Below are 22,023 nucleotides of genomic sequence, written 5' to 3' on the forward strand. Positions count from 1 at the left end.
AGGAACGAGACGGGCGACGCCTTGAACGGCGACGGTTCGATTTGAGCCGGTCGTGAATCCCCATTCGCCCCTCAACGGCTACGCTGCGATGCCGTTCCGTCTTGAAATCGCGCGCCGCAGACCCCAATCACCGGGAATGCCCGATCAGAACACCCAACCGACCCTGCTGACCGCCTGGAAAGGCGCGCAGGCCCGCCTGAAGGCCGCCGGCATCGACAGCCCCTCCATCGACGCCCGCCTGCTGCTTGAGGCGGCGACCGGGGCGGGGCGCGTCGACATCCTGACCGATCCCTATCGCGCTCTCAGCGAAGAGCAAACCCGCGCGCTGGACGCCATGGTCGATCGCCGCCTGCGCCGCGAGCCGGTGTCGCGCATCCTGGGCCGCAAGGGCTTCTGGAAGATCATGCTGAACGTCACCCCCGACGTGCTGAGCCCGCGCCCGGACACCGAGACGGTGGTGGACGTCATCGTGCGCGCCTTTCCGCCGCACTCGACCTTCGAGATGGCTGATCTGGGCACCGGGTCGGGCGCGATTCTGCTGGCCGCCCTGGCCGAGCGGCGCGGCGCGCGCGGCGTCGGCACCGACATCTCGACCGAGGCCATCGCCGTGGCGCGGGAGAACGCGGCCAATCTGGACCTGAACAACCGCTGCACCTTCATGCGAACGGACTGGGCGGCGGGTTTCGCCGACGCCAGCTTCGATCTGGTGGTGTCCAACCCGCCCTATATTCCGACCGGCGACATCGCCGGCCTGGATCCCGAGGTGCGCGAGCACGACCCGCATCTGGCCCTGGACGGCGGGCCGGACGGCCTGCAGCCCTATCGCGACCTGGCGCCCGAGATCGCCCGCATCCTGCGCCCCGAGGGCGTCTTCGCCGTCGAGATCGGCTGGGATCAGGGCGAGGCGGTCAAGGCCCTGTTCGAGGCGGCCGGCTTCACCGACGTCAAGGTGGTCAAGGACCTGGCGGATCGCGACCGCGTCGTGACCAACGGTCCGGACCCCCGCGTGGGCCCCATCCCCGAGGTCGAAGCGCCGCTGCAATAAAAACCCTTGGAAAGCGGCGCGCCGCGCGCTAAGTCCGTGTTGTTCCCATCCAAACGCATCCTTTTCGGGCAGGTTTGCTCGCTTAAGCGCGTCTGGGTCCAGTGACGGTCGCGCCCCTCAGACGGACGCGGCGGACCACGGGGAACACACGGTTTTCCGAACAGCTCGCACCGGGGATAGGCCCCGAACGAACGGAACGACGAACAGGGTCCCGCCCGTCCTCTTCGACGGCGGCCCGCACCAGCACGGTAAGCTCCGATGAGAGATTTCAAGGGCATGAAGCGTCAGCGCGGACGCAACCGGAAGCCCGGCGGCGGCAACAACGCCAACGCCACAAATCCGAACCGCTCGTGGGACTCGCAAGGTCCTGAGAACATCAAGGTCCGGGGCAACGCCCAGACCGTCTATGAACGCTATATGCAGCTGGCGCGCGACGCCGCAGCCGCTGGCGACCGCGTTCTGGCCGAGAACTACACCCAGCACGCCGAACACTATTTCCGCGTCCTGCGCGCGCTTCAGCCCCAGCGTCCGGTTAGCGAGATCGCCCAGCGCGAACTAGCGGGCCAGGGCTTCGACATCGATTTCGAGGACGAATCGGGCGCTCAGGCCGCCGCCATCATCGCCGCTCAGCAGGCCGAGGAGCGCCGTGTGGAAGACGAGGCGCGCCGCCAGGCCGAGCGCGCCGACCGCGAGGCCAACCGCGACCGTGACCGCGATCGCGACCGTGACCGCGAGGGATCGGACAACGGCGCCGACGCCGAAGGCCGCGAGGGCGGTCGCCGCGAAACGCGTCGGGAGCGCTGGGAGCGCCGGCGTGAGGAGCGCAACCGCCGCTTCGAGAACAATGAAGGCGAAGGCGACGCTGCGGCCTCTGGCGAAGATTCGGCGCCGGGCGAGGACCAGCCGATTCAGAGCGCCGAGGCGCCGGCCGTGGTTGAAGAAGCCCCGGTCGAGCGTACGCCCCGCGCGCCTCGTGCTCCGCGACGTGCGCGTGCGGCGGCCGAGGACGATGCGGCTCAACCGACCGATGACGCCGCCGCTCTGCCGGGCTTTCTGACGCGGCCGATCGCGGCCGAAGAAGCGGCCTCCGCCGAGGATGAACCGGCCCCCGCGCCCAAGCGTCGCACTCGCCGCAAGGCCGATGCGGTCGCCACGGACGAAGAAGGCTGAGGCCCGTTTAAACCGTAAAGGTTGCGCCTACAGACAAATACAACCTTTCGTCGTCATCCTCCTCTCTATGGGAGGAAGGCTGATGGAATTGCTCGTCTTTGTAGTCGCTCTCTGTCTGGCGACAGGCGTCGCCGGGGTCCGGCTGTCTTTCCGAGCGCATCGACGCATCGGCGCGGTCCAGCGCGTTCATGACGGCCAGCTGGAAGGCGCCCGTCGCCGCGTCGCCCAGCTCGAGGCCGCTCTGACGCAGTCCGATGCGGCGCGCCTGCGTGCTGAAGAAGAGGCCTTTCAGGGCCGTCGTCGCCATGCCGATCTGATCCGCGTCGTCAGTCGCCAGATGCGCACGCCGCTGGAGGGCGTGCTGGGCTTCTCGGATCTGCTGCGGCTGAACGCAGGGGGCGAGCCGCTCAGCCATCGCCAACGGCAGGCGGCCGAACGCATCGGCGAAGCGGCGACGCGCCTGCTGACGCTGGTGGAGGGCTTGAGCGCGCTGGCCGAGGCCGAACGGCCGGCGACGGGCCGGCTTCAACGCGTCGATCCCCTGTTGCTGGCGCACCGCGCCTGCCTGCCCCTGCTTCAGGAGGCCGAAGCGGCCAAGGTGTCGCTGGCTCTGCCCGAGCCTCAGGCCGGGCTGACCGCGATGGCGGATCCCGAACGCCTGATGCGCGTGTTCGCCGATGTGATCGCGGGTGCGGTACGGCGCAGCGACCCCGGCGGCTCTGTGGATATCCTGGCGCGCCGTCTTGGCGGCGAGGTCCAGGTGACGGTTCGCGACAACGGTCCGGGCCTGTCGTCGGCGCAGCTTGAAACCCTGTTCCAGCCGCTCGCCGCCCATGCCATCGCCGCTGTCGGCGAAGAGGGCGCTCGCTCATCCTGGCCGGGACTGGCCGCCGCCAGGAGCCAGTTGCAAGCCATGCAAGGGCGTCTCGAAGGCGTCAGCGCCGAGGGGCGGGGCGCCGCCTTCATCATCAGCCTGCCTGCCGCCGACGCGGCTTCGACGGATGGGGCGCCGAATGCGGATCGCCTGTTGCCGGAGCTGTCGCGGCTGCCGCACGGCGTGGTCCTGTATGTCGCCAGGGACAAGGCCGCCGTCGCCCTGATGCGCCGCCTGGCGCAGGACTTCGGCGGCTTGCAGCTTCATGTCGCGGACTGCGCGGCCAAGGGTGCGGCGATGGCGCGCGACCTGCGGCCGGACGCAGTGGTGATCGATCTGGATCTGGCGGCGGACGGCGGCGCGGCCTTCCTGACGGACCTGCGGAGGGACCCGGCCATGCGCTCCACCCCCGTGCTGGGCGTCAGTTCGGATCCTGAGGTTTCCAGGGCCGCGGACGTGGCCGAGGTGCTGCACCGCCCGGTCTCCGTGACGGGGTTGGCGCAGGCGTTGACGCGCGCCCTCAGCGGACCGCCCGCGATGCGCGCCGCTTCATAAGTCGCGGCTCAGGGTTGACGCGGAGGGCTGCGACGGCTTCCTAGAGAAATGGGGCTTTCGATCCCGTTCGTCAGGGAAACCCGATATGCAGCGCGCGCCCGTTGACTTTTTCCGACCAACCGTTGTCCGCACCGGTCTGGCGGCGCTGTCGCTGTCCGCCCTGCTGGCGGCGTGCGCCACGACCCTGCCGCCGCCCCCTCCGCCTCCGCCGCCGCCTTCCATTCCGGCCGCGCCGGACGCGCCGACGGGCGCCGTGCTGGCGGATTGGCGCGGCGTCATCACCGCCGCCGATCGTGATCGTTATCAGCGCCGGGCCGCCGCCTGGTCGCTGGCTCTGGAGCAGTCCAGGCGTCAGACAGGTTCGGGCGACCTGGCGTCGCTGGGCGACCTGATCGACCCGGCCGCGACGCGGGCGGGCGTGACGCCGCCTGAGGGCGCCTATCGCTGCCGGACGGTCAAGCTGGGTTCTCAGGGCGGCGACGGCGGTCTGGGCTATGTCGTCTACGGCTGGTTCGCCTGCCGCATCGAGAACACCGCCCTGGGGCTGAAGCTGACCAAGCTCAGCGGCTCGCAACGTCAGGCGGGCCTGCTGTTCCCCGAGAATGATCGTGAAATGGTCTTCCTCGGCTCGATGGCGCTGGCGTCGGAGCCGGCCGCCCGCGCCTACGGCCAGCGGCCCGAGCGCGACATGGTCTCGGTGCTGGAGCGGATTGGCGAAAGCCGCTGGCGGCTGGTGACGCCCTGGCCGGCCAATGAGTCCAATCTCGACATTCTGGAGCTGGTTCCGGCCCCGGCCGCAACGCCGAAGCGCCGACGCTGATCGGCGTCGTCATGATGCTTGACCGCAGGCGGCTCTCGCCGCCACCTTGCCCGTCTCTTTTGCTTTAGCTTTTCAGGACAAGCCCATGCGCGGCGTCGGCCTCACCGTTGGATCCATCGTCGGCGTCGTCGCCGTCCTGGCGATCGTGCTGATCGGATTTCCGACCTACAACGTCTACTCCAAGCAGATGGCCGGCCGCGCCGCCTATGAAGAGGCCGTGCAGAACCGCCGCATCCGCGTGCTGGAAGCCCAGGCCGCCCTGGACTCGGCCAAGCTGACCGCCGCCGCTGAGATCGAGCGCGCCAAGGGCGCCAATGAGGCCAACCGCATCATGGCTGAGGCCCTGGGCGGCCCAGAGGCCTATCTGCGCTGGTCCTACATCAACATGCTGCAGGAGACGGCCGGTAAGGACGGTCGCCAGACCATCTACATCCCGACAGAGGCGGGCATGCCGATTCTCGAGGCGGGGCAGCGGCCTGCGCGCTGACCGAGGCCCTTCTTCCCTTGTGGGAGAAGGTGGCATGCGCAGCATGACGGATGAGGGGTGATGGCGGGCGGCTTCAAGGTTCAAACGTGTCGTCGCCCCACATTCTAGGCGAGGCGCCCACACCCCTCATCCGGCCCTGACGGGCCACCTTCTCCCACAAGGGGAGAAGGGACCTTTTTTCAGACCCGCGTCAGCCGCAGGTCTTGATAGTCGTAGCTGAAGTCGATGTCGGGCGAGACGCCCTTGACCGTGGCGGTCGCGGGCTTGGCCGTGGCGATCGCAAAGGTGATGAAGGCGTCCTCCTCGCGCTTGTCGGCGAAGCGGGTGCGGAACGTCTCGCCGTCATAGGGCTCCAGCCAGCCCTGCAGCGCCGGGGTGTGGGTGAAGCGCAGCCACAGGCCGGACTTGCGGTTGCGGCCGCGACCTTCGGTCTTCGGCTCGATGACGATGTCGCCGTACCAGGGGTCGCGCCAGGTTCCGGCGTAGGCCTCCAGCGGCATGGAGGGCGGCGCGCCCGCCGCCTGTTTGGCGTCGATCTCGACGGCGGCCTTCAGCGATTTCTCGACCCCCTCGGCCTCGATGCGTTTGGAATCGGCGATCCAGTCGACGTCGACCTTGTTCATGGCGATGTCGGACAGGCCGGAGCGCAGGGCGCGCAAGAGGAAGCTCTCCTCGGCGTTGGTGAAGACGGAAAAGCCGATCTTGCGGCCGGGGATCAGCACCGTGGCCGAGATGCCGCCGGGCGAGCCGCCGCCGTGCGTCGCCAGCCGCTCGCCGCGATAGTCCTGCACCTGCAGCCCCATGGCGTAGGTCGAGGCCACTGCCCGATTGGGCAGGGCCGCCGTCGGTCCGTTGGACGAGGAGACGACGATGTTGGGCTTGTACATTTCCCGCGCGGCGGCTTCGGAGAACAGGCGCGAGCCGTCGGCCAGCTTGCCGTCGTTCAGGCGCACGGCGATCCATTTGGCCCAGTCATGGGCGCTGGCGCAGATGCCGCCCGCCGCCGCCGCCGAATCCCAGTTCCACACCTCGACGATGGAGTCGGCGATCTGGGTCATCGGCCCCTGATAGCGCAGGGGCGGCCCGACGCGGCCGTGGGGCAGGGCGGACTTCGCCGGATCGGCTAGGCGGGCTAGGGGCACGCTCTCACTCATGCCGACCTTGTCGAAGATGCGGGTCTGGACGAAATCCTCCCACGACAGGCCCGACACCTTCTCGATCACGGCGCCCGCGACCACGAACATCAGGTTGCAGTAGTTGTAGCCTTCGCGAAAGCCGTCCTTGATCGGCACGAAGGCGGCCTGGGCCAGGACCTCGGCGCGGGTCCGGTCGCTATTGGGCCAGAACAGCAGGTCGCCGGCGCCCAGGCCGAAGCCGGCGCGGTGGCTCAGCGTATCGCGCACGGTGATGCGCTCGCCGACCATCGGGTCCGACAGGGTGAAGCCGGGCAGATAGGTCTTGATCGGCTCGTCCCACTTCACCTTGCCCTCGTCGACCAGGATGGCCAGGCAGGCGGCGGTGACGTTCTTGGAGTTCGACGCGATGGCGAACAGGGTGTGCTCATCGACCGGCTCGGCCTTGCCCTGGCGGCGCACGCCGTAACCCTTGGCCAGCACCGTCCTGCCGTCGCGCACCAGGGCCAGGGACACGGCGGGCTGCTCCGGCCAGGCGGCCATGCAGCGCTGCACCCAGGCGTCGGCGGCGGCGGCGATCTCCTCGTCAGAGCGCGTATCGGCGCTGGTCTGGGCCCAGCCGGTCGTCGGCAGGGCCGCGCCCGTGGCGGCGACGGCGGACGAAATCAGCGCCGCGCGGCGCGACAGGCGGATCGACATCAAGAACGCTCCCGAAGACTGAGCGGCGACGCTACCGCCGCCCGTCTCCGGGGCCAAGGGGGAGTCTGACCTAGGCGGCCAGCCGCCAGCGTTGCAGGTGCTCCAGCACGTCCGCCACGATCTGGGCGCGGGTGAAGCCGGTCACGTCGCGCGGGCGGGCGCCGTCGCCGGTCACGGCGCTGAGCCGCCACTCCAGCGCCCGGCGGCTTTCGGGCGCTTCCAGCGCGGTGAGGGCGGGGCGAGGTCGCGACCGGGCGCCCAGTCGATAGAGGAAGTCCCGTCCGTTGGCGTGCTCGACCCTCAGCCAGACGCCGTTCTCGTCGCTCTGCACTTCGCTGTTCTCCAGCCCCTCGGCGGCCACGGCGGCGCGCACCTCTTCCAGCGCCGGGGCGCCGTGGCGTGCGATCTGGCGATCAATATCGCGGCGGCTGGCGGGGGCTAGGATGCGCTTGAGCTGTTCGCGCAGCGGCGCCGCGTCGGTCTCGACGGCCTCGCCCTTCAGGTCGGCGTTCATCTGCCGCGCCAAGCCGAAACAGGCCAGGATCATGATGACGGCGAAGGGCAGGGCCGCCACCAGTGTCGCCGCCTGCAGGGCGCCGAGCCCGCCGGCCAGCAGCAGCAGGGCCGCCGCCAGCCCCTGCACCAGGCACCAGTAGATGCGCTGCCAACGCGGCGTGTCCTCGGCGCCGCCCGAGGCCAGGGTGTCGATCACCAGAGAGCCTGAATCCGCCGAGGTGACAAAGAAGACCGCCACCAGGGCGATGGCCAGGACCGAGGTGATCGCCGTCCCCGGCAGATACTCCAGGAAGCGGAACAGGGCCGTCGACAGGTCCGCCTGCACCGCCTCGGAAATGGCCCCGGCCGCCACGCCCAGGTCCAGGCTCATGGCCGAATTGCCGAAGACCGTCATCCACAGGAAGGTGAAGGCCGACGGCACCAGCAGCACGCCGATCAGGAATTCCCGAACGGTCCGCCCGCGTGAGATGCGGGCGATGAACATGCCGACGAACGGCGACCAGGCGATCCACCAGGCCCAGTAGAACAGCGTCCAGTCCGCCATCCAGGCGCGTGGCTCATAGGCGTAGAGGGTGAAGGTGCGGACGAAGAAATGATCCAGATAGAGGCCGAAATTCTGCACATAGGCCCGCAGCAGGAACAGCGTCGGCCCCGCGATCAGCACGAACAGCATCAGGCAGACGGCGATGACGAGGTTCAACTCGGACAGTCGCCGCACCCCTTTGTCTACGCCCGTCAGGACCGAGATCGTCGCCGCACCCATGACCACGGCGATCAGCCCGACTTGCATCATCACATGGCTGGGCACGCCGAAGACGTAGTTCAGTCCCGAGTTCATCTGCGCCACGCCCAGCCCCAGGGAGGTGGCGATGCCGAACAGCGTGCCGCAGATGGCGAAGATGTCGACCGCATCGCCCAGCCAACCATTCACCCGCTTGCCCAGTAGGGGATAGAGACTCGACCGCATGGTCAGGGGCAGACCCTTCCTGTGCGCGAAATAGCCCAGGCTGAGGCCGACCACGGCGTAGATGGCCCAGGCATGCACGCCCCAGTGGGTATAGGTGATGACCATGGCCTCGCGCGCGGCGTTCAGCGTGCCGGGCTGGGCCTCGGGCGGGGCGATGTAGTGCTGAACCGGCTCGGCGACAGCGAAATACATCAGGCCGATGCCCATGCCCGCCGCGAACAGCATGGCCAGCCAGGAGACATAGGGAAAGTCCGGTTCGGCGTCGTCCGGCCCCAGCTTCAGCCGTCCGGTCGGCCCGACGGCCAGCACCGCCACAAACAGCAGGAAGCCGGCCACCGAGGCCACGTAGAACCAGCCGAAGGTGTCGATGACCCAGGCCTGGGCGCGCCCGAACAGAAGGTCGGACGTAGCGGGCGCCATCAGGGCGAGCAGCAGCAGCCCGCCCGCAATCGCGCTGGCCCCCCAGAAGACGCGGGGGTTCATCTTGGTCGTCAGCATGGGGGCCAAGCGCCCGGCGAAGCTTATTGTTCCAGCCCTTCGCCGACCCTGCTGCAGATCAGGCCCCAGGTCAGGGTTGAGGACAGGCGCAGGAACCGGTCAGGCGGCGCAGATGAGAGGAGGCGAGGGCGGCGCCGCCCTCGCGACGGCTCACCTCTCGAACACTTCGACCCCGATCAGGCCGTCGGTGGCCAGCCAGGCGCGCTTCATGCCCTGGCTATTGTAAGGGGCGGCGATGTTCCCCTCACGGTCCAGGGCGATCAGGCCGCCGTCGCCGCCCAGGGCGCCGATGCGGTCGATCACGCTCTGAGAGGCCTCGGCCAGCGACTGACCGGCGGCGACGCCGAAGGCGGTGCGGGCGGCGGCGGCGACGCGGATGAAATATTCGCCCTGGCCGGTGCAGGAGACGGCGGCGTGCTCGTCGGCCCAGGTCCCGGCGGCGGGGATGGGGGTGTCGCCGACGCGGCCCGGCATCTTGCCGAACGCGCCCGCAGTCGAGGTGGCGGCCGCCAGACGGCCCTGGCTGTCCAGCACGCAGCAGCCGACGGTGCCGTGGCTCAACATGCTGGGCGGATGGTTGTCTTCGCCCTTGCCGGCGCCGGTGAACCAGGCGGCGGGGTCCTCCACGCGCGCCAGGCCCTGTTCGGCGGCGAAGCGGGCGGCGCCGCTTCCGGCCAGCATGACGTGGGGGGTGCGGTCCATCACCGCGCGGGCGGCGACGACCGGGTTGCGGAAGCCCTGCAGGGCGGCCACGGCCCCGGCCTTGCCGGTCGCGCCGTCCATCAGGCTGGCGTCCAGCTCATATTCGCCCGCCAGATTGGGCGAGGCGCCGCGCCCGGCGACGTAGAGGCCGGAGTCTTCGAGCATGACGACGGCCTCGACCGCCACGTCCAGCGCCGAGGCGCCGGCGTCCAGCCGCGCCTTCATCGCCTCGACCACCTGGCGCATGTTGGCGACCTCGGCGTCGTAGTTGCGCTCGCGCCGGGCCCCGGCGCCGCCGTGAAGGATGAGGGCGGGTTTCGCCATGATCGTCTCCTCAGAACCTGTTCGGCCTCTTTGCATCGGGCCGCAGGCTGATTAGCGTCGCTGGCGTGTCGGCGCCATGGCCGGCGGGGGTGGCTGAAGAGAGTTCCTAATGCGCGCAGTCCTGTCCAAGGCTCCTGGCGGCCCGGAATCGCTTGTCGTCGAGGAGGTCATGGACCCCACGCCCGGACCGGGCGAGGTGGTGATCGAGGTCAAGGCCGTAGGCGTCAACTATCCCGACGCCCTGATCATCGCCGACAAATACCAGTTCAAGCCCGAGCGCCCTTTCGCGCCGGGGGCCGAGGTCGCGGGCGTGGTCGACGCTGTCGGCGAGGGGGTGAAGGGCGTGTTCCGGGGCGACCGCGTCGTCGCCGTGCCCGGCTGGGGCGGCATGGTCGAGCGGCTGAAGGTCAGGGCCGAGACCCTGATCCCCATTCCCGAGGGCATGGACTATGAGACCGCCGCCGCCTTCATCATGACTTACGGCACCAGCTATTACGCGCTGAAAGACCGGGCGCAGCTGCAGCCGGGCGAGACCCTGCTGGTGCTGGGCGCGGCGGGGGGCGTCGGCGCCGCCGCCGTCGAGCTGGGCAAGGCGATGGGCGCGCGCGTGGTCGCCGCCGCCTCGACCAACGACAAGGTGGAGTTCGCGCTGGAGTTGGGCGCCGACAACGGCCTGATCTACCCCTCCGGCCCGATGGACAAGGCGGCCCAGAAGGCGCTGTCGGGCGAGTTCAAGCTGGCGACCGGCCGCGACGGGGCGGACGTGGTGGTCGACGGCGTCGGCGGCGACTACGCCGAACCGGCCCTGCGCGCCATGGACTGGAACGGGCGCTATCTGGTGGTGGGCTTCCCGGCGGGGATCCCCTCCCTGCCGTTGAACCTGACGTTGCTGAAGTCGGTGTCGGTCATCGGCGTCTTCTGGGGCGCCGCCGCCGCCCGCGATCCCAAGGCCCACGCCGCCAACATGGCAGAGCTGATGCAGCTCTACGCCGAGGGCAAGATCAAGCCGCGCGTCAGCCGCACCTTCCCGCTGGAACGCGCCCATGAGGCCATTCAGGCGCTCAGCGACCGCACGGCCGTCGGCAAGATCGTGGTGAAGGTCGAGGATTGATCGGAGCATCCTTCTCCCCTTGCGGGAGAAGGTGGCCCGTCAGGGCCGGATGAGGAGTGTGAGCGCGACATTCAGGTGATTGATGCAGAGGGACGGCGACAGGATTTCAGACCGGTCGCAGACACCCCTCATCCGAGCGCCTCCGGCGCCCACCTTCTCCCACAAGGGGAGAAGCGGCTTATTCCTCGTCCTCCCGGAGACGTTTCAGCGCCTGCGCCGCCTGATCGTGATGGCGCGGTTTCAGGTGCGCGCCCAGGGTGGCCAGCACGGCGGCGATCACCGCCGCGTCGTCGGTGAAGCCGATGCCGGCGAAGATGTCGGGAATGGCGTCCACCGGCATGACGAAATAGGCCAGCGCCCCCAGGATCAGGCCCTTGGCCGCCAGCGGGGTCTTGGGGTCCTGGGCCGCGTACCAGGCTGCGACCGCCTGCTGGGCGAAGGGGATGCGGGCGGCGGTGCGCCGCATCTTGGGCCAGAAGCCCTTGCGCACGCGCAACTCGTTCACCTTCTGCACGGCGGGAACCAGGGCCTTGTCAGGATTGATGGCGTCATCAGGCGACATTCCGTTGGTCTTTGCGGTCATGGCCGCTAAATCCTCGCACTAGCACTCGGTTCAATCGAATATAGGACGACTTCCATGAAACTCGACGCTTCGATCGCGGCGGTGGTGACGGGCGGGGCTTCGGGCCTTGGCGAAGGCACGGCGCGCGCCCTGGCGGCCAAGGGCGTCAAGGTCGCCCTGTTCGACCTGAACGAAGAGCGCGGCGAGGTCATCGCCCAGGAGATCGGCGGCGTCTTCTGCAAGGTGGACGTGACTTCGGACGACAGCGTCGCCGCCGGCTTCGCCAAGGCGCGCGCCGCCCATGGCCAGGAGCGTCTGACCGTCAACTGCGCCGGCATCGCCACCGGCCAGAAGACCGTCAGCCGCAAGAAGGACACCGGCGAGATCCGCGCCCACGACATGGCCCAGTTCGAGCGCACGGTCTCGATCAACCTGTTCGGCACCTTCCGCGTCCTGTCGCAGTCGGCGGCGGGCATGGTCACGTTGGAGCCGATGGAAGACGGCGAGCGCGGGCTGATCGTCAACACCGCCTCGGTCGCGGCCCAGGACGGCCAGATCGGCCAGGCGGCCTATTCGGCGTCCAAGGGCGGCGTCTACGCCATGACCCTGCCGATCGCGCGCGACCTGATGAACGAGGGCGTGCGGGTCAACACCATCCTGCCGGGCATCATGTGGACGCCGATGATGGCGGGCATGGATCAGAAGGTGCAGGACGCCCTGGCCGCCATGATCCCCTTCCCCAAGCGCCTGGGCACGCCGGCCGACTACGCCGCCCTGGCCCTGCATCTGGCCGAGAACACCTACATCAACGGCGAGTGCATCCGTCTGGACGGGGCTATTCGTCTGGCACCTCGCTAAGGCGAGGAGCGGAAGGCCGCTAACGCTCGCCGCGCGGCGGCTCGCTGCTTGAGCGGGTCGGGCGCGTAACGGCAGGCGGCGGCGCTTTGAAGCGGCCTCCGGGCGTCCTTTCGGGCGTTTCGGGGGCCGTTTTCGTGTGAAGTTTCAGGGCTGTTCGAAAAAAATCGACGGATTGGACGAAAATCGAAAAAGGGGCTTGCGCGATCCGAAGCGGGTCCGCTATACGCCCCTTCCTCGACGGGGAGCAGCACATCGCTCCCAACGGAGTGCGGGCGTAGCTCAGGGGTAGAGCATCACCTTGCCAAGGTGAGGGTCGGGCGTTCGAATCGCCTCGCCCGCTCCAGTCGAAGCGTGGAAAACGGGGTCCGGCCGCAAGGTCGGGCCCCGTTTCGCTTTTCCGCCCATTGTGTTCAGCCTGCATGGCCGCGCGCGCGATCGCGGCCTATATGGAGCCTGGCGGTTGACCCCGCCGGGAGCGGCGCTAGTGTCCGCGCCGCTTCCTTCCCAGCGCATTTCGTATCCAGCGCCAGACCGATCAGAGGACCTCATGGCCGACGCCGCTTCCCAGACCTACGACGTGGTGATCATCGGGGGCGGGCCGGGCGGCTACAACGCCGCCATCCGCGCCGGCCAGCTGGGCCTGAAGGCCGCCCTGGTCGAGAAGCGCGCCACGCTGGGCGGCACCTGCCTGAACGTCGGCTGCATGCCCTCCAAGGCCCTGCTGCACGCTTCGGAGCTGTATGAGGCCGCCAACGTCGAGTTCGCCGGCATCGGCATCGAGGTGAAGCCCAAGCTGAACCTGGCCCAGATGCACAAGGCCAAGGACGACAGCGTCGACGCCCTGACCAAGGGCATCGAATTCCTGATGAAGAAGAACAAGGTCGACGTGGTGAAGGGCTTCGGCCGCATCGCGGGTCAGGGCAAGGTCGAGGTCGAAGCCGAGGGCGGCGCCAAGACCACGCTGGAGACCAAGAACATCATCATCGCCACCGGCTCCGAGCCGACCCCGCTGCCGGGCGTCGCCTTCGAGGACGGCAAGGTCATCGACTCGACCGGCGCCCTGTTCCTACCCAAGGTGCCCAAGCATCTGATCGTCATCGGCGCGGGCGTCATCGGCCTTGAGCTGGGCTCGGTCTGGCGCCGCCTGGGCGCCCAGGTCACGGTCGTGGAGTTCCTCGACAAGGTCGGCGCGGGCATGGACGGCGAAGTCGCCACCGCCTTCCAGCGCGGCCTGACCAAGCAGGGCATGACCTTCCGCATGGGGACCAAGGTCACCGGCGCCCAGACCTCCAAGGACGGCGTCGAACTGACGCTGGAGCCGGCCAAGGGCGGCGAGGCCGAGACGCTGAAGGGCGACGTGGTGCTGGTCGCCATCGGCCGCCGCCCCTACACGCAAGGCCTGGGGCTGGAGACGGTCGGCGTCACGCCGGATCAGCGCGGCTTCATCGCCAACGACCACTTCAAGACCTCGGCGCCGGGCGTCTGGGTCATCGGCGACGTGACGCACGGCCCGATGCTGGCCCACAAGGCCGAGGAAGACGCCGTGGCCGTGATCGAACTGATCGCGGGCAAGCCGGGCCACGTCGACTATGACCTGGTGCCGTCGGTGATCTACACTGGCCCGGAAGTGGCCTGGGTCGGCAAGACCGAAGAGGCGCTGAAGGCCGCGGGCGTCAACTACAAGAAGGGCAAGTTCCCCTTCGCCGCCAACAGCCGCGCCAAGATCAACCACGAGACCGACGGCTTCGTGAAGGTGCTGGCCGACGCGGCGACCGACAAGGTCCTGGGCGTCCACATCTACGGCCCGCAGGCCGGCGAGCTGATCGGCGAGGCGTGCATGACCATGGCCTTCGGCGGCTCGTCCGAGGACATCGCCCGCACCTGCCACCCGCACCCGACCCGCTCCGAAGCCGTCCGTCAGGCGGCCATGGGCGTCGAAGGCTGGACCATGCAGGCGTAAGCCTCCGGCTTCCGTTTGAAGTCAGAACGGCGCGCTCCGCATGGGGCGCGCCGTTTTGTTTGGAAGGGCGTCAGGAAGCGCGATCATGGCCGTCTGGCCCCCCGGGGTCACCCGCGCGGGTGCGCCTGCGAATAGGCGGCCAGCAGGCGGGCGGCGTCGACCTGGGTGTATTTCTGCGTCGTCGACAGGCTGGCGTGGCCCAGCAGTTCCTGGATCGAACGCAGGTCGGCCCCCGCCCCCAGCAGGTGGGTGGCGAAGCTGTGCCTCAGCGCGTGGGGCGTCGCGGAGGCGGGCAGGCCGAGCCGCCCGCGCAGCCGCTGCACCGTCGCCTGCACATGGCGGGCGCTCAAGGGACCGCCGCGTCGGGCGCGGAAAAGGGCCTGATCGGCGTCGATGACGAAGGGCTGGAGCGCAAGATAGGCGTCGATCGCCTCGCGCACCTGCGGCAAGACGGGGACCATGCGCGTCTTGCCGCCTTTGCCGGTGATGCGAAGGCTGTCCGGCAGGGGGGCGTCCGACCGCGTCAGCGACAGGGCCTCCGAAATCCGCAGGCCGCAGCCGTAGAGCAGGGTCAGGACGGCGCGGTCGCGCGCCGCCTCCCACGGCTCCATGTCGGGGTCGGCCTCGGGTTCATGCAGCAGACCCTTCGCCTGATCCTCGCTGATCGGTCGGGGCAGGGAGGGCTTGACCTTGGGCCCGCGCACCAGGGTCAGTTGCGGCGTCGCCACGCCCAGCCGTCGGTCGAGGAAGACGTGAAAGCCCCGGATGGCGGCTAGGGTCTGGCTGAGCGAGCGGGCGCTCAGCGGGCGCTCGCCGCTGCGGCGCTCGGCCAGGTGGGCGCGCGCCTCGGCCGCCGTGACCGAGCCGAGCTCGGCCGCGCTTTGCGGCCCGCCGCGATGGCGCTCCAGAAAGGCCAGATACAGCCGCCCGATATGGCCATAGGCCTCGAGCGTGCGCGGCGACAGGCGGCGTTCGTGGGCGAGATGCTCCAGCCAGGCGGCCAGAGCGTCCTGCGAAGTCATGGAGGGGGCGGTCAGGCTTCCAGCGGCCATCGCTCGGCCATGCGTTCGACGACGCGAGCGACGAAGGCCACCAGTTCGCAGCCCATGGCGGGGGTGAAGCCGTCGTCCTCGGCCGAGCCGAAGGCGCACAGAGCCGGTCGGGGCAGGCTTTCGCCGGGCGCGCTCAGGCTCATCCGCACCAGGGCGACCGAGGCGACTTCGCCCTCAGAAGGGCCGAACAGGCTGAGGCCGGTGAAGTTGGGGCCGAGCCAGTGCAGGCCGTCCTCGCCCAGCAGGGCGTCGACGCGGCCCGGCTCCAACGCCTTCCAGCCGAAGGGGACGGCGCCCGGCTTCTCGATCGCCACGGCGGCGCCCGCCAGACCGAACCGGCCCTGCGCGACGGCGTCCAGATGGCGCGCCAGTTCAACGTGGGTGCGCGCCTCCATCAGGTCCAGGGCGGCGACATGGGTCTGGGTCTGGGCGGCGAAGTTGGCGCGGGCGATCTCTTCGATCAGCTTGCGCGCGCCGGCCTCGCGCTGGGCCACGGCCTCCAGCCGCGCCAGGGCGGCGCGGCCGAAGTCGACGACGTTGCGGCCGGTGGCGGCCAGGCCCAGCTCTTCCAGCAGGGCCCGGTCGTCCAGCAGGTGTTCAGCGTGATCTTCCAGCCAGGCGCGCACCTGCGGCCAATGAAGGCCCGCGGCCGGGTCGGCAGAGAGGTCCAGGGAAGTGCTCAAGCGGGACCTCTCATCGGGTCAGAACTACAGAATCGGCGTCACAGGATGGACTGACCGGTCTTGCCCCAGTCCGCCAGGAAGGCATCCAACCCCTTGTCGGTTAACGGGTGCTTGACCAAGGCCTTGAAAACGTCGGCCGGAATGGTCGAGGCGTCGGCGCCGGCCAGCGCAGCGGCGGTCACATGGTCCGCATTACGCACCGAGGCGGCCAGGATTTCCGTGCTGAAGTCGTGGATGTCGTAAAGGGTGCGGATGTCTTCCAGCAGGCCCACGCCGTCGGCGCCGACATCGTCCAGGCGACCGACGAAGGGCGAGATGAAGGTCGCGCCGGCCTTGGCGGCCAGCATGGCCTGGGCGGCCGAGAAACACAGGGTGACGTTGGTCTTGATCCCCTTGTCGGCGAAGGCGCGGGTGGCGCGCAGGCCGTCCCACGTCAGCGGCAGCTTGACCACGACGTTGGGGGCGATGGAGGCCAGCTTGTCGCCCTCCTTGACCATGGTCTCGAAGTCGGTGGCCACGGCCTCGGCCGAGATCGGCCCCTCGACCAGGGCGCAGATTTCGGCGATGACCTCGGCGATGTTGCGACCCGACTTGGCGATCAGGCTAGGATTGGTGGTGACGCCGTCCACCATCCCGGTGGGCAGCAGGTCCTTGATGACGGCGACGTCGGCGGTGTCGAGAAAGAGTTTCATGGGGAAGAGTTCTAACCCTGACCAACGCGAAGGGCGACTCCCCTTTTCCTCCCCATTTTATGGGGAGGGGGACCACGTCGTGGCGGAGGGGCCTCTGTCAGCAGAACCAAGCAGCCCCTCCGTCGCGGCCGCTGCGCGACCGCGCCACCTCCCCATGAGATGGGGAGGAGAAGCCGCGTGAAGGTCGCCTCCGTCCTCATCCCCCTGCCGGTGCCGGAAGCCTTTGACTACGAAGTCCCCGAGGAACTGACGGTCGTGCGCGGCGATCAGGTCGCCGTGCCGCTGGGGCCGCGCCTGATCCGGGGGGTGGTGGCCGAAGTGTTCGAAACGACCGGCTCCAACCGCAAGCTCAAGGCGGTCGAACAGGTGCTGGACGATCCGCGCCTGCCGGAACGCACGCTGGACTTCGTCGAATGGGCGGCGCGCTGGACCCTCAGCCCGCCCGGCGAGATGGCGGCGACGGCGCTGAAGGGCCTGCGCGCGCCGCGGCCCCGGCCCGAGCGGCGGGTGCGGCGTGTCGAGGGCCGCAGTCCCGCCCGCCCGACGGCGGCGCGCACGGCGGTGCTGGAGGCCCTGGGCCAACGATCCATGCCCGGCCCCGATCTGGCGCGGGCGGCGGGCGTCTCGTCCGGCGTGGTCAAGGGCCTGGTCGATGAAGGGGTGCTGGAGCCGTTCGAGGTCGAGGCGGTCGCCGCCTTCGACCCGCCCGATCCCGACCATGCGCCCGCGACCCTGAACCCGGATCAGGCGGCCTCGGCGGCGGCCATTGCGGACGCTGTGGCGGCGGGCGGCTTCGCCCCTTTCCTGCTGGACGGGGTGACGGGCTCGGGCAAGACCGAGGCCTATCTGGAGGCGGCGGCGCGGGCGCTGCGGGCCGATCCGACGGCGCAGGTGCTGATCCTGCTGCCCGAGATCGCCCTGACCCAGGCGGTGATCGAGCGCATCACCGCCCGCTTCGGCGTCGCCCCGGCCGAATGGCATTCCGGCGTCGCCCCGCCGCGCCGGCGACAGGCGTGGGAGGCGGTGGTCTCCGGCCGCTGCAACATCGTCGTCGGCGCGCGCTCGGCCCTGTTCCTGCCCTACGCCAACCTGAAGCTGATCGTGGTGGACGAAGAGCACGACGGCTCGTTCAAACAGGAGGAAGGGCTAGTCTATCACGGCCGCGACCTGGCCGTGGCGCGGGCGCGGATCGAGGGGGCGACGGTCGTCCTCGCCTCGGCCACCCCGTCGCTGGAGACGCTGTGGAACGCCCATCAGGGGCGGTATCGCTGGCTGAAGCTGGCGGCGCGACACGGGGCGGCGGTCCTGCCCGAGATCGGCCTGATCGATCTGCGCGACTGTCCGCCGGACCCGCAGACCTGGCTGTCCGCACCTTTACGCGAAGCCATCGGCGAGACGCTGACGCGCGGCGAGCAGAGCCTGCTGTTCCTGAACCGGCGCGGCTACGCCCCGGTGGTGCTGTGCCGGTCGTGCGGGCATCGGCTGACGGCGCCGGATACGGATTCCTGGCTGGTCGAGCATCGCTACACCGGGCGGCTGGTCTGCCACCTGACCGGCTTCTCAATGCCCAAGCCCAAGACCTGCCCGTCGTGCGGGGCCGAGGATTCGCTGGTCCCCGTGGGGTCGGGCGTCGAGCGGGTCGAGGAGGAGGTGCGCCAGCTCTTCCCTCAGGCGCGCACCGCCGTGTTCAGCTCGGACACCGTGCCGGACGGCAAGTCGGCCCGCGCCCTGATACAGAGCATGGCCGACGGCGAGATCGACATTCTGGTCGCCACCCAGGCTGCGGCGAAAGGCCACAACTTCCCGCGCCTGACGCTCGTGGGCGTGGTGGATGCGGACCTGGGCCTGCGCGGCGGCGACCTGCGCGCGGCAGAGCGGACCTATCAGCTGCTGGCCCAGGCTACGGGCCGGGCGGGGCGGGCGGACAAGCCGGGCCGCGCCCTGCTGCAGACCTGGACGCCCGAGCATCCGGTGCTGCAGGCCCTGGCGGCGGGCGACCGCGACGCCTTCGTCGAGGCCGAGATGGCCGAGCGCGAGGCGGCCTCCCTGCCGCCGCACGGCCGTCTGGCGGCGCTGATCCTGTCCAGCGAGAACGCCATGGCGGTCGAGAAGGTCGCCCGCGACCTGGCCGAGGCCATCCCCAACGCCGAACGGCTGGAGGTCTATGGTCCCGCCGACGCGCCCCTGGCCTTGGTTCGCGGGCGGCGCAGGAAGCGGCTGTTGGTGCGCGCGGATCGCGACGTGAACCTGCAGGCCTTCCTGCGCGCCTGGCTGGCTCGGGTGAAGGTCCCGGCGTCCGTCAGACTGACCGTGGACGTGGATCCGTACAGCTTCTTGTAGGGCGCGCTGACGCCTACCCGCTCTCCGTCATCCTCGGGCTTGACCCGAGGATCGAGCAGCGGGCGCGCTCACCTCTCCAAAGTCGCGCAGGGGGATGGACCGATCCTCGGGTCAAGCCCGAGGATGACGGTGGAGTGAGGGGCAAGGGCGAGAGCCGCGCCTACCTCGGCCCGGTCAGCCGGATCTCGAACAGGGCGGGCCAGTTCTTGCCGGTGACGAACAGGCGGCGGCTCTTGGCGTCCCAGGCGATGCCGTTCAGCACGTCGTCGGCCGGATCCTGCACCGGATCCTTGAGCAGGCCGGTCAGGTCGATGACGCCGACGACCTGGCCGGACGCCGGGTCGATGCGGACGATGAAGTCGGTCTGCCAGACGTTGGCCCAGACCTCGCCGTCGATCCATTCCAGTTCGTTCAGTCGGCTCAACGGGCGGCCGTTCAGGGTGACGACGACGCGGCCGGTCTCGGCTTGGTTGTCGAGGTCGAGAAAGCGCAGGGTCGCCGATCCATCGGACAGGATCAGGCGCGTTCCGTCGTGGGTCAGCCCCCAGCCTTCGCCCGCATAGGCGAAGCGGGAGACGGGCTTCAGGTCGTCCGCATTCCAGATGAAGCCGACGCCGTTGATCCAGGACAGGGAGAAGACGCGCCCGTCCTTCTCGGTCAGGCCCTCGCCGAAATACGCGGGGTCGAGTTCATGGCTCTGAAGCACGACGCCGTCCTCGAGCCGCACGCGGCGCACGCTGGACGGGTTGCGGCCGGTGCTTTCGATCAGCACGCCGTCGCGGATGACCAGCCCCTGGGTGAAGGCGGCGGGATCGTGGGGAAAGGCCCGCACCACCTCATAGCCGTAGACCGGAATCGGCGCGGGCGCTGGGCGGGCGGGGGAAGATGCGGGGGCCGGCCCCGGCGCCTGCGCCGCCGCCGGCGCGCAAAGCGCCAGCAGAAGCATCGCCAGGACCGGCCCCACGCCCATGTCTTAGACGCCGGGCTCGGCGGTTTCGGCCTTGTTGAGGGCGGCCCGCGCGGCTTCCTGGGCCTGGGCCTTTCTGATCTGGGCGTTGCGCGACCACATGTTCAGGCCTTCCACCAGGGCCGAGAAGGCCATGGCGGCGTAGATATAGCCCTTGGGCACATGGACGCCGAAGCCGTCGGCGATCAGCACGGCGCCGATCATCAGCAGGAAGCCCAGGGCCAGCATGACCACGGTCGGGTTCTTGTCGATGAAATTGGCCAGCGGATCGGCGGCCAGCAGCATGACGGTCACGGCGGCGATGACGGCCACCATCATGATGGGCACGTGTTCGGTCATGCCGACGGCGGTCAGGATCGAATCGACCGAGAAGACCAGGTCCAGCAGGATGATCTGGAAGATGGCCGCGCCGACGTTGTTGAGGACGACGTCCTTCTTGTCCTTCTCCAGCAGATCGTTCGACGGGGTGGTGTCGACCGAGTGGTGGATCTCCTTCGTGGCCTTCCACAGCAGGAACAGGCCGCCGGCGATCAAGATCAGGTCGCGCCAGGAGAAGGCGGTGTCGAAGGTCTCGCCGTGGAAGCCCAGGTCGAACACGGGCTGGGTCAGGCCGACGATCCAGCCGATGGTGGCCAGCAGGCCCAGACGCATGATCAGGGCCAGGCCGATGCCGATGCGGCGCGTGCGTTGGCGATGCTCGGGCGGGAGCTTGTTGGAGAGGATCGAGATGAAGATCAGGTTGTCGATCCCCAGCACGACCTCCATGACCACCAGAGTCACGAGGGCCGCCCAGGCGGCGGGGTCGCTGAGGAGCGGGGTTATGCTTTCAAGCATCGGGTTTCCAGGATGTGATGGTGAGCATAAGCGGTAACGGGGCCGTGAGGTTGCATCAAGCGGTCGTGCGCGGCGTCGTGGTCGCACCCCCCGGCACATCGGTCACCAGGGCGCCGGGCCCGCCCCCCGCCATGACGGCCGCGCGGACCGCCGCGTGGCTGGCCAGGCTCTGGGCCTCGACATAGATGCGGCCTGCCTGGGGGTGGGCGGCGCGGATGCGCTGCTCCAGCCGCGCCACGGCAGCCTCGACATCGGCGGCGCTGAGCCGGTCGTCGAAATCCAGGCTGAGGGCGACCAGGATCTCGTTGGGTCCGAAATGCATGGTGCGCAGGTCGTTCAGACCCTCGACGCCCGGCTCGGAGCGGGCGATGGCGGCGATGCCGGCCCGCGTGGCTGGATCGGCGGCCTCGCCGGTCAGCAGGCTCTGGCTCTCGAAGGCCAGGAAGCCGGCGGTCAGGGCCAGCACGACCCCGATGGCCACGGAGGCGACCCCGTCGATGACGGGCAGGCCGAAGACGTGGCTGGCGACCACCCCGATCAGGGCGATGACCAGGCCGGTCAGGGCGGCGGTGTCCTCGAACAGCACGGTGAAGACGGTGGGGTCCTTGCTGTCGCGCACGGCGGCCAGCAACGGGCGGCCGCCGCGCTGGCCGTTGAAGGCCCTCAACGCCACCCACCAGGAGCCGCCCTCGAACAGCACCGCCAGCCCCAGCACCAGATAGTTGACCCAGGGGTTCTGGATCGGCTCGGGCGCGCGGATGCGCTCGAGCCCGTGCAGGATCGAGATGACCGCCCCCAGGCCGAAGATCAGGATGGCGACGACGAAGGTGTAGAAATAGAGCTGAAGCCCGTGACCGAAGGGATGGCGCTCGCTGGCCGGCCGCGCGGCGCGGCGCAGGCCGATCAGCAGCAGGACCTGATTGCCGGTGTCCACGGCCGAGTGGATCGCCTCGCTCATCATGGCGGCCGAGCCGGTGAACAGGGCGGCGGCGAATTTCGTGATGGCGATGGCGGCGTTGCCCGCCAGGGCCGCGAAGATCACCTGCTTGGATGTAGAGGCGGCCATGACGTCCCGCTTCGGTTCGACCAAAGGAGCGCGGGTGCGGCGTTATCGTTCCGCGCCCCTTGGTTGCGGCTTGCGGCCTTGCATGGTATCAGCCGCGCGGCTTTAGCG

The 22,023-nt window shown here is 69.5% G+C and carries 19 protein-coding genes and 1 tRNA gene; 10 read left to right on the plus strand and 10 right to left on the minus strand.

Annotation, left to right across the window (positions count from 1 at the left end):
* Nucleotides 1-136: 136 nt before the first annotated feature.
* From prmC to PIB44_RS02080, 5 genes are all read left to right on the plus strand, one after another.
* On the plus strand, nt 137-1,045 hold the full coding sequence (gene prmC / locus PIB44_RS02060; RefSeq protein WP_278070255.1) for a peptide chain release factor N(5)-glutamine methyltransferase: 909 nt from the start codon (nt 137-139) through the stop codon (nt 1,043-1,045).
* A 276-nt stretch (nt 1,046-1,321) separates the two neighbouring features.
* The gene (locus PIB44_RS02065) at nt 1,322-2,215 is read left to right on the plus strand and encodes a DUF4167 domain-containing protein (protein ID WP_278070256.1); all 894 of its coding nucleotides are present in this window, start codon (nt 1,322-1,324) and stop codon (nt 2,213-2,215) included.
* Nucleotides 2,216-2,297: 82 nt separating this feature from the next.
* Nucleotides 2,298-3,644: an ATP-binding response regulator gene (locus PIB44_RS02070; RefSeq protein WP_278070257.1), complete on the plus strand. Its 1,347-nt coding sequence runs from the start codon at nt 2,298-2,300 to the stop codon at nt 3,642-3,644.
* Nucleotides 3,645-3,729: 85 nt separating this feature from the next.
* Nucleotides 3,730-4,464 carry a DUF4893 domain-containing protein gene (locus PIB44_RS02075; RefSeq protein ID WP_278070258.1) on the plus strand — a complete coding sequence of 245 codons (735 nt, stop codon included), beginning with the start codon at nt 3,730-3,732 and terminating at the stop codon, nt 4,462-4,464.
* A gap of 85 nt (nt 4,465-4,549) precedes the next feature.
* Complete coding sequence (locus tag PIB44_RS02080) at nt 4,550-4,951, plus strand: SPFH domain-containing protein (protein WP_025976900.1); 402 nt, start codon at nt 4,550-4,552, stop codon at nt 4,949-4,951.
* 179 nt (nt 4,952-5,130) lie between these two features.
* Here the strand turns inward: PIB44_RS02080 and PIB44_RS02085 are convergent, their stop codons facing one another.
* The 3 genes from PIB44_RS02085 to PIB44_RS02095 form a co-directional block, all read right to left on the minus strand.
* Complete coding sequence (locus PIB44_RS02085) at nt 5,131-6,783, minus strand: serine hydrolase (protein ID WP_278070259.1); 1,653 nt, start codon at nt 6,781-6,783, stop codon at nt 5,131-5,133.
* A gap of 70 nt (nt 6,784-6,853) precedes the next feature.
* The gene (locus PIB44_RS02090; protein ID WP_278070260.1) at nt 6,854-8,764 is read right to left on the minus strand and encodes a BCCT family transporter; all 1,911 of its coding nucleotides are present in this window, start codon (nt 8,762-8,764) and stop codon (nt 6,854-6,856) included.
* 150 nt (nt 8,765-8,914) lie between these two features.
* A complete protein-coding gene (locus PIB44_RS02095) occupies nt 8,915-9,790 on the minus strand; it encodes an isoaspartyl peptidase/L-asparaginase family protein (RefSeq protein WP_278070261.1) in 876 nt (291 codons plus the stop codon).
* A 109-nt stretch (nt 9,791-9,899) separates the two neighbouring features.
* Between PIB44_RS02095 and PIB44_RS02100 the strand changes: the two genes are divergently transcribed.
* On the plus strand, nt 9,900-10,901 hold the full coding sequence (locus PIB44_RS02100; RefSeq protein WP_278070262.1) for an NADPH:quinone oxidoreductase family protein: 1,002 nt from the start codon (nt 9,900-9,902) through the stop codon (nt 10,899-10,901).
* Between the two features lie 178 nt (nt 10,902-11,079).
* On the opposite strand, the gene PIB44_RS02105 is transcribed toward PIB44_RS02100, so the two are convergent.
* On the minus strand, nt 11,080-11,484 hold the full coding sequence (locus PIB44_RS02105; protein ID WP_253122869.1) for a YkvA family protein: 405 nt from the start codon (nt 11,482-11,484) through the stop codon (nt 11,080-11,082).
* Nucleotides 11,485-11,538: 54 nt separating this feature from the next.
* On the opposite strand from PIB44_RS02105, the gene PIB44_RS02110 reads away from it, so the two are divergent.
* The 3 genes from PIB44_RS02110 (at nt 11,539) to lpdA (ending at nt 14,281) form a co-directional block, all read left to right on the plus strand.
* On the plus strand, nt 11,539-12,321 hold the full coding sequence (locus PIB44_RS02110) for an SDR family oxidoreductase (protein ID WP_278070263.1): 783 nt from the start codon (nt 11,539-11,541) through the stop codon (nt 12,319-12,321).
* 268 nt (nt 12,322-12,589) lie between these two features.
* A tRNA-Gly gene (locus PIB44_RS02115) sits at nt 12,590-12,664 on the plus strand.
* Nucleotides 12,665-12,868: 204 nt separating this feature from the next.
* Nucleotides 12,869-14,281 carry a dihydrolipoyl dehydrogenase gene (gene lpdA, locus PIB44_RS02120; protein ID WP_278070264.1) on the plus strand — a complete coding sequence of 471 codons (1,413 nt, stop codon included), beginning with the start codon at nt 12,869-12,871 and terminating at the stop codon, nt 14,279-14,281.
* Nucleotides 14,282-14,388: 107 nt separating this feature from the next.
* Here the strand turns inward: lpdA and PIB44_RS02125 are convergent, their stop codons facing one another.
* From PIB44_RS02125 to fsa, 3 genes are read right to left on the minus strand one after another with little or no spacing between them, the layout of a single operon-like run.
* On the minus strand, nt 14,389-15,303 hold the full coding sequence (locus PIB44_RS02125; RefSeq protein ID WP_134582566.1) for a tyrosine recombinase XerC: 915 nt from the start codon (nt 15,301-15,303) through the stop codon (nt 14,389-14,391).
* Between the two features lie 11 nt (nt 15,304-15,314).
* The gene (locus PIB44_RS02130) at nt 15,315-16,016 is read right to left on the minus strand and encodes a DUF484 family protein (protein WP_025976891.1); all 702 of its coding nucleotides are present in this window, start codon (nt 16,014-16,016) and stop codon (nt 15,315-15,317) included.
* Between the two features lie 38 nt (nt 16,017-16,054).
* Nucleotides 16,055-16,708 (minus strand): fructose-6-phosphate aldolase, encoded by a 654-nt coding sequence (gene fsa, locus PIB44_RS02135; protein WP_003166309.1) that lies wholly within the window; start codon nt 16,706-16,708, stop codon nt 16,055-16,057.
* Between the two features lie 159 nt (nt 16,709-16,867).
* Here fsa and PIB44_RS02140 point away from each other — a divergent pair, with 159 nt between their 5' ends.
* Nucleotides 16,868-19,048: a primosomal protein N' gene (locus PIB44_RS02140; RefSeq protein ID WP_278070265.1), complete on the plus strand. Its 2,181-nt coding sequence runs from the start codon at nt 16,868-16,870 to the stop codon at nt 19,046-19,048.
* Between the two features lie 160 nt (nt 19,049-19,208).
* On the opposite strand, the gene PIB44_RS02145 is transcribed toward PIB44_RS02140, so the two are convergent.
* From PIB44_RS02145 to PIB44_RS02155, 3 genes are read right to left on the minus strand one after another with little or no spacing between them, the layout of a single operon-like run.
* Nucleotides 19,209-20,018: a glutaminyl-peptide cyclotransferase gene (locus PIB44_RS02145; RefSeq protein ID WP_278070266.1), complete on the minus strand. Its 810-nt coding sequence runs from the start codon at nt 20,016-20,018 to the stop codon at nt 19,209-19,211.
* A gap of 3 nt (nt 20,019-20,021) precedes the next feature.
* Nucleotides 20,022-20,849, minus strand: coding sequence for a TerC family protein (locus tag PIB44_RS02150; RefSeq protein ID WP_134582184.1), 828 nt, complete (start codon nt 20,847-20,849; stop codon nt 20,022-20,024).
* Nucleotides 20,850-20,904: 55 nt separating this feature from the next.
* Nucleotides 20,905-21,915, minus strand: coding sequence for a cation diffusion facilitator family transporter (locus tag PIB44_RS02155; RefSeq protein ID WP_278070267.1), 1,011 nt, complete (start codon nt 21,913-21,915; stop codon nt 20,905-20,907).
* Nucleotides 21,916-22,023 lie beyond the last annotated feature (108 nt).

Origin of the sequence: Brevundimonas sanguinis (genome assembly GCF_029636725.1) — a bacterium.
Classification (GTDB): Bacteria; Pseudomonadota; Alphaproteobacteria; order Caulobacterales; family Caulobacteraceae; genus Brevundimonas; species Brevundimonas sanguinis.

Excerpts from the sequence above, each read along its gene's own strand:
- prmC (WP_278070255.1), top strand. The coding sequence starts at position 137 with ATGCCCGATCAGAACACCCAACCGACCCTGCTGACCGCCTGGAAAGGC.
- PIB44_RS02065 (WP_278070256.1), top strand. The coding sequence starts at position 1,322 with ATGAAGCGTCAGCGCGGACGCAACCGGAAGCCCGGCGGCGGCAACAAC.
- PIB44_RS02070 (WP_278070257.1), top strand. The coding sequence starts at position 2,298 with ATGGAATTGCTCGTCTTTGTAGTCGCTCTCTGTCTGGCGACAGGCGTC.
- PIB44_RS02075 (WP_278070258.1), top strand. The coding sequence starts at position 3,730 with ATGCAGCGCGCGCCCGTTGACTTTTTCCGACCAACCGTTGTCCGCACC.
- PIB44_RS02080 (WP_025976900.1), top strand. The coding sequence starts at position 4,550 with ATGCGCGGCGTCGGCCTCACCGTTGGATCCATCGTCGGCGTCGTCGCC.
- PIB44_RS02085 (WP_278070259.1), bottom strand. The coding sequence starts at position 6,783 with ATGTCGATCCGCCTGTCGCGCCGCGCGGCGCTGATTTCGTCCGCCGTC.
- PIB44_RS02090 (WP_278070260.1), bottom strand. The coding sequence starts at position 8,764 with ATGCTGACGACCAAGATGAACCCCCGCGTCTTCTGGGGGGCCAGCGCG.
- PIB44_RS02095 (WP_278070261.1), bottom strand. The coding sequence starts at position 9,790 with ATGGCGAAACCCGCCCTCATCCTTCACGGCGGCGCCGGGGCCCGGCGC.
- PIB44_RS02100 (WP_278070262.1), top strand. The coding sequence starts at position 9,900 with ATGCGCGCAGTCCTGTCCAAGGCTCCTGGCGGCCCGGAATCGCTTGTC.
- PIB44_RS02105 (WP_253122869.1), bottom strand. The coding sequence starts at position 11,484 with ATGACCGCAAAGACCAACGGAATGTCGCCTGATGACGCCATCAATCCT.
- PIB44_RS02110 (WP_278070263.1), top strand. The coding sequence starts at position 11,539 with ATGAAACTCGACGCTTCGATCGCGGCGGTGGTGACGGGCGGGGCTTCG.
- lpdA (WP_278070264.1), top strand. The coding sequence starts at position 12,869 with ATGGCCGACGCCGCTTCCCAGACCTACGACGTGGTGATCATCGGGGGC.
- PIB44_RS02125 (WP_134582566.1), bottom strand. The coding sequence starts at position 15,303 with ATGACTTCGCAGGACGCTCTGGCCGCCTGGCTGGAGCATCTCGCCCAC.
- fsa (WP_003166309.1), bottom strand. The coding sequence starts at position 16,708 with ATGAAACTCTTTCTCGACACCGCCGACGTCGCCGTCATCAAGGACCTG.
- PIB44_RS02140 (WP_278070265.1), top strand. The coding sequence starts at position 16,868 with ATGGGGAGGAGAAGCCGCGTGAAGGTCGCCTCCGTCCTCATCCCCCTG.
- PIB44_RS02145 (WP_278070266.1), bottom strand. The coding sequence starts at position 20,018 with ATGGGCGTGGGGCCGGTCCTGGCGATGCTTCTGCTGGCGCTTTGCGCG.
- PIB44_RS02150 (WP_134582184.1), bottom strand. The coding sequence starts at position 20,849 with ATGCTTGAAAGCATAACCCCGCTCCTCAGCGACCCCGCCGCCTGGGCG.
- PIB44_RS02155 (WP_278070267.1), bottom strand. The coding sequence starts at position 21,915 with ATGGCCGCCTCTACATCCAAGCAGGTGATCTTCGCGGCCCTGGCGGGC.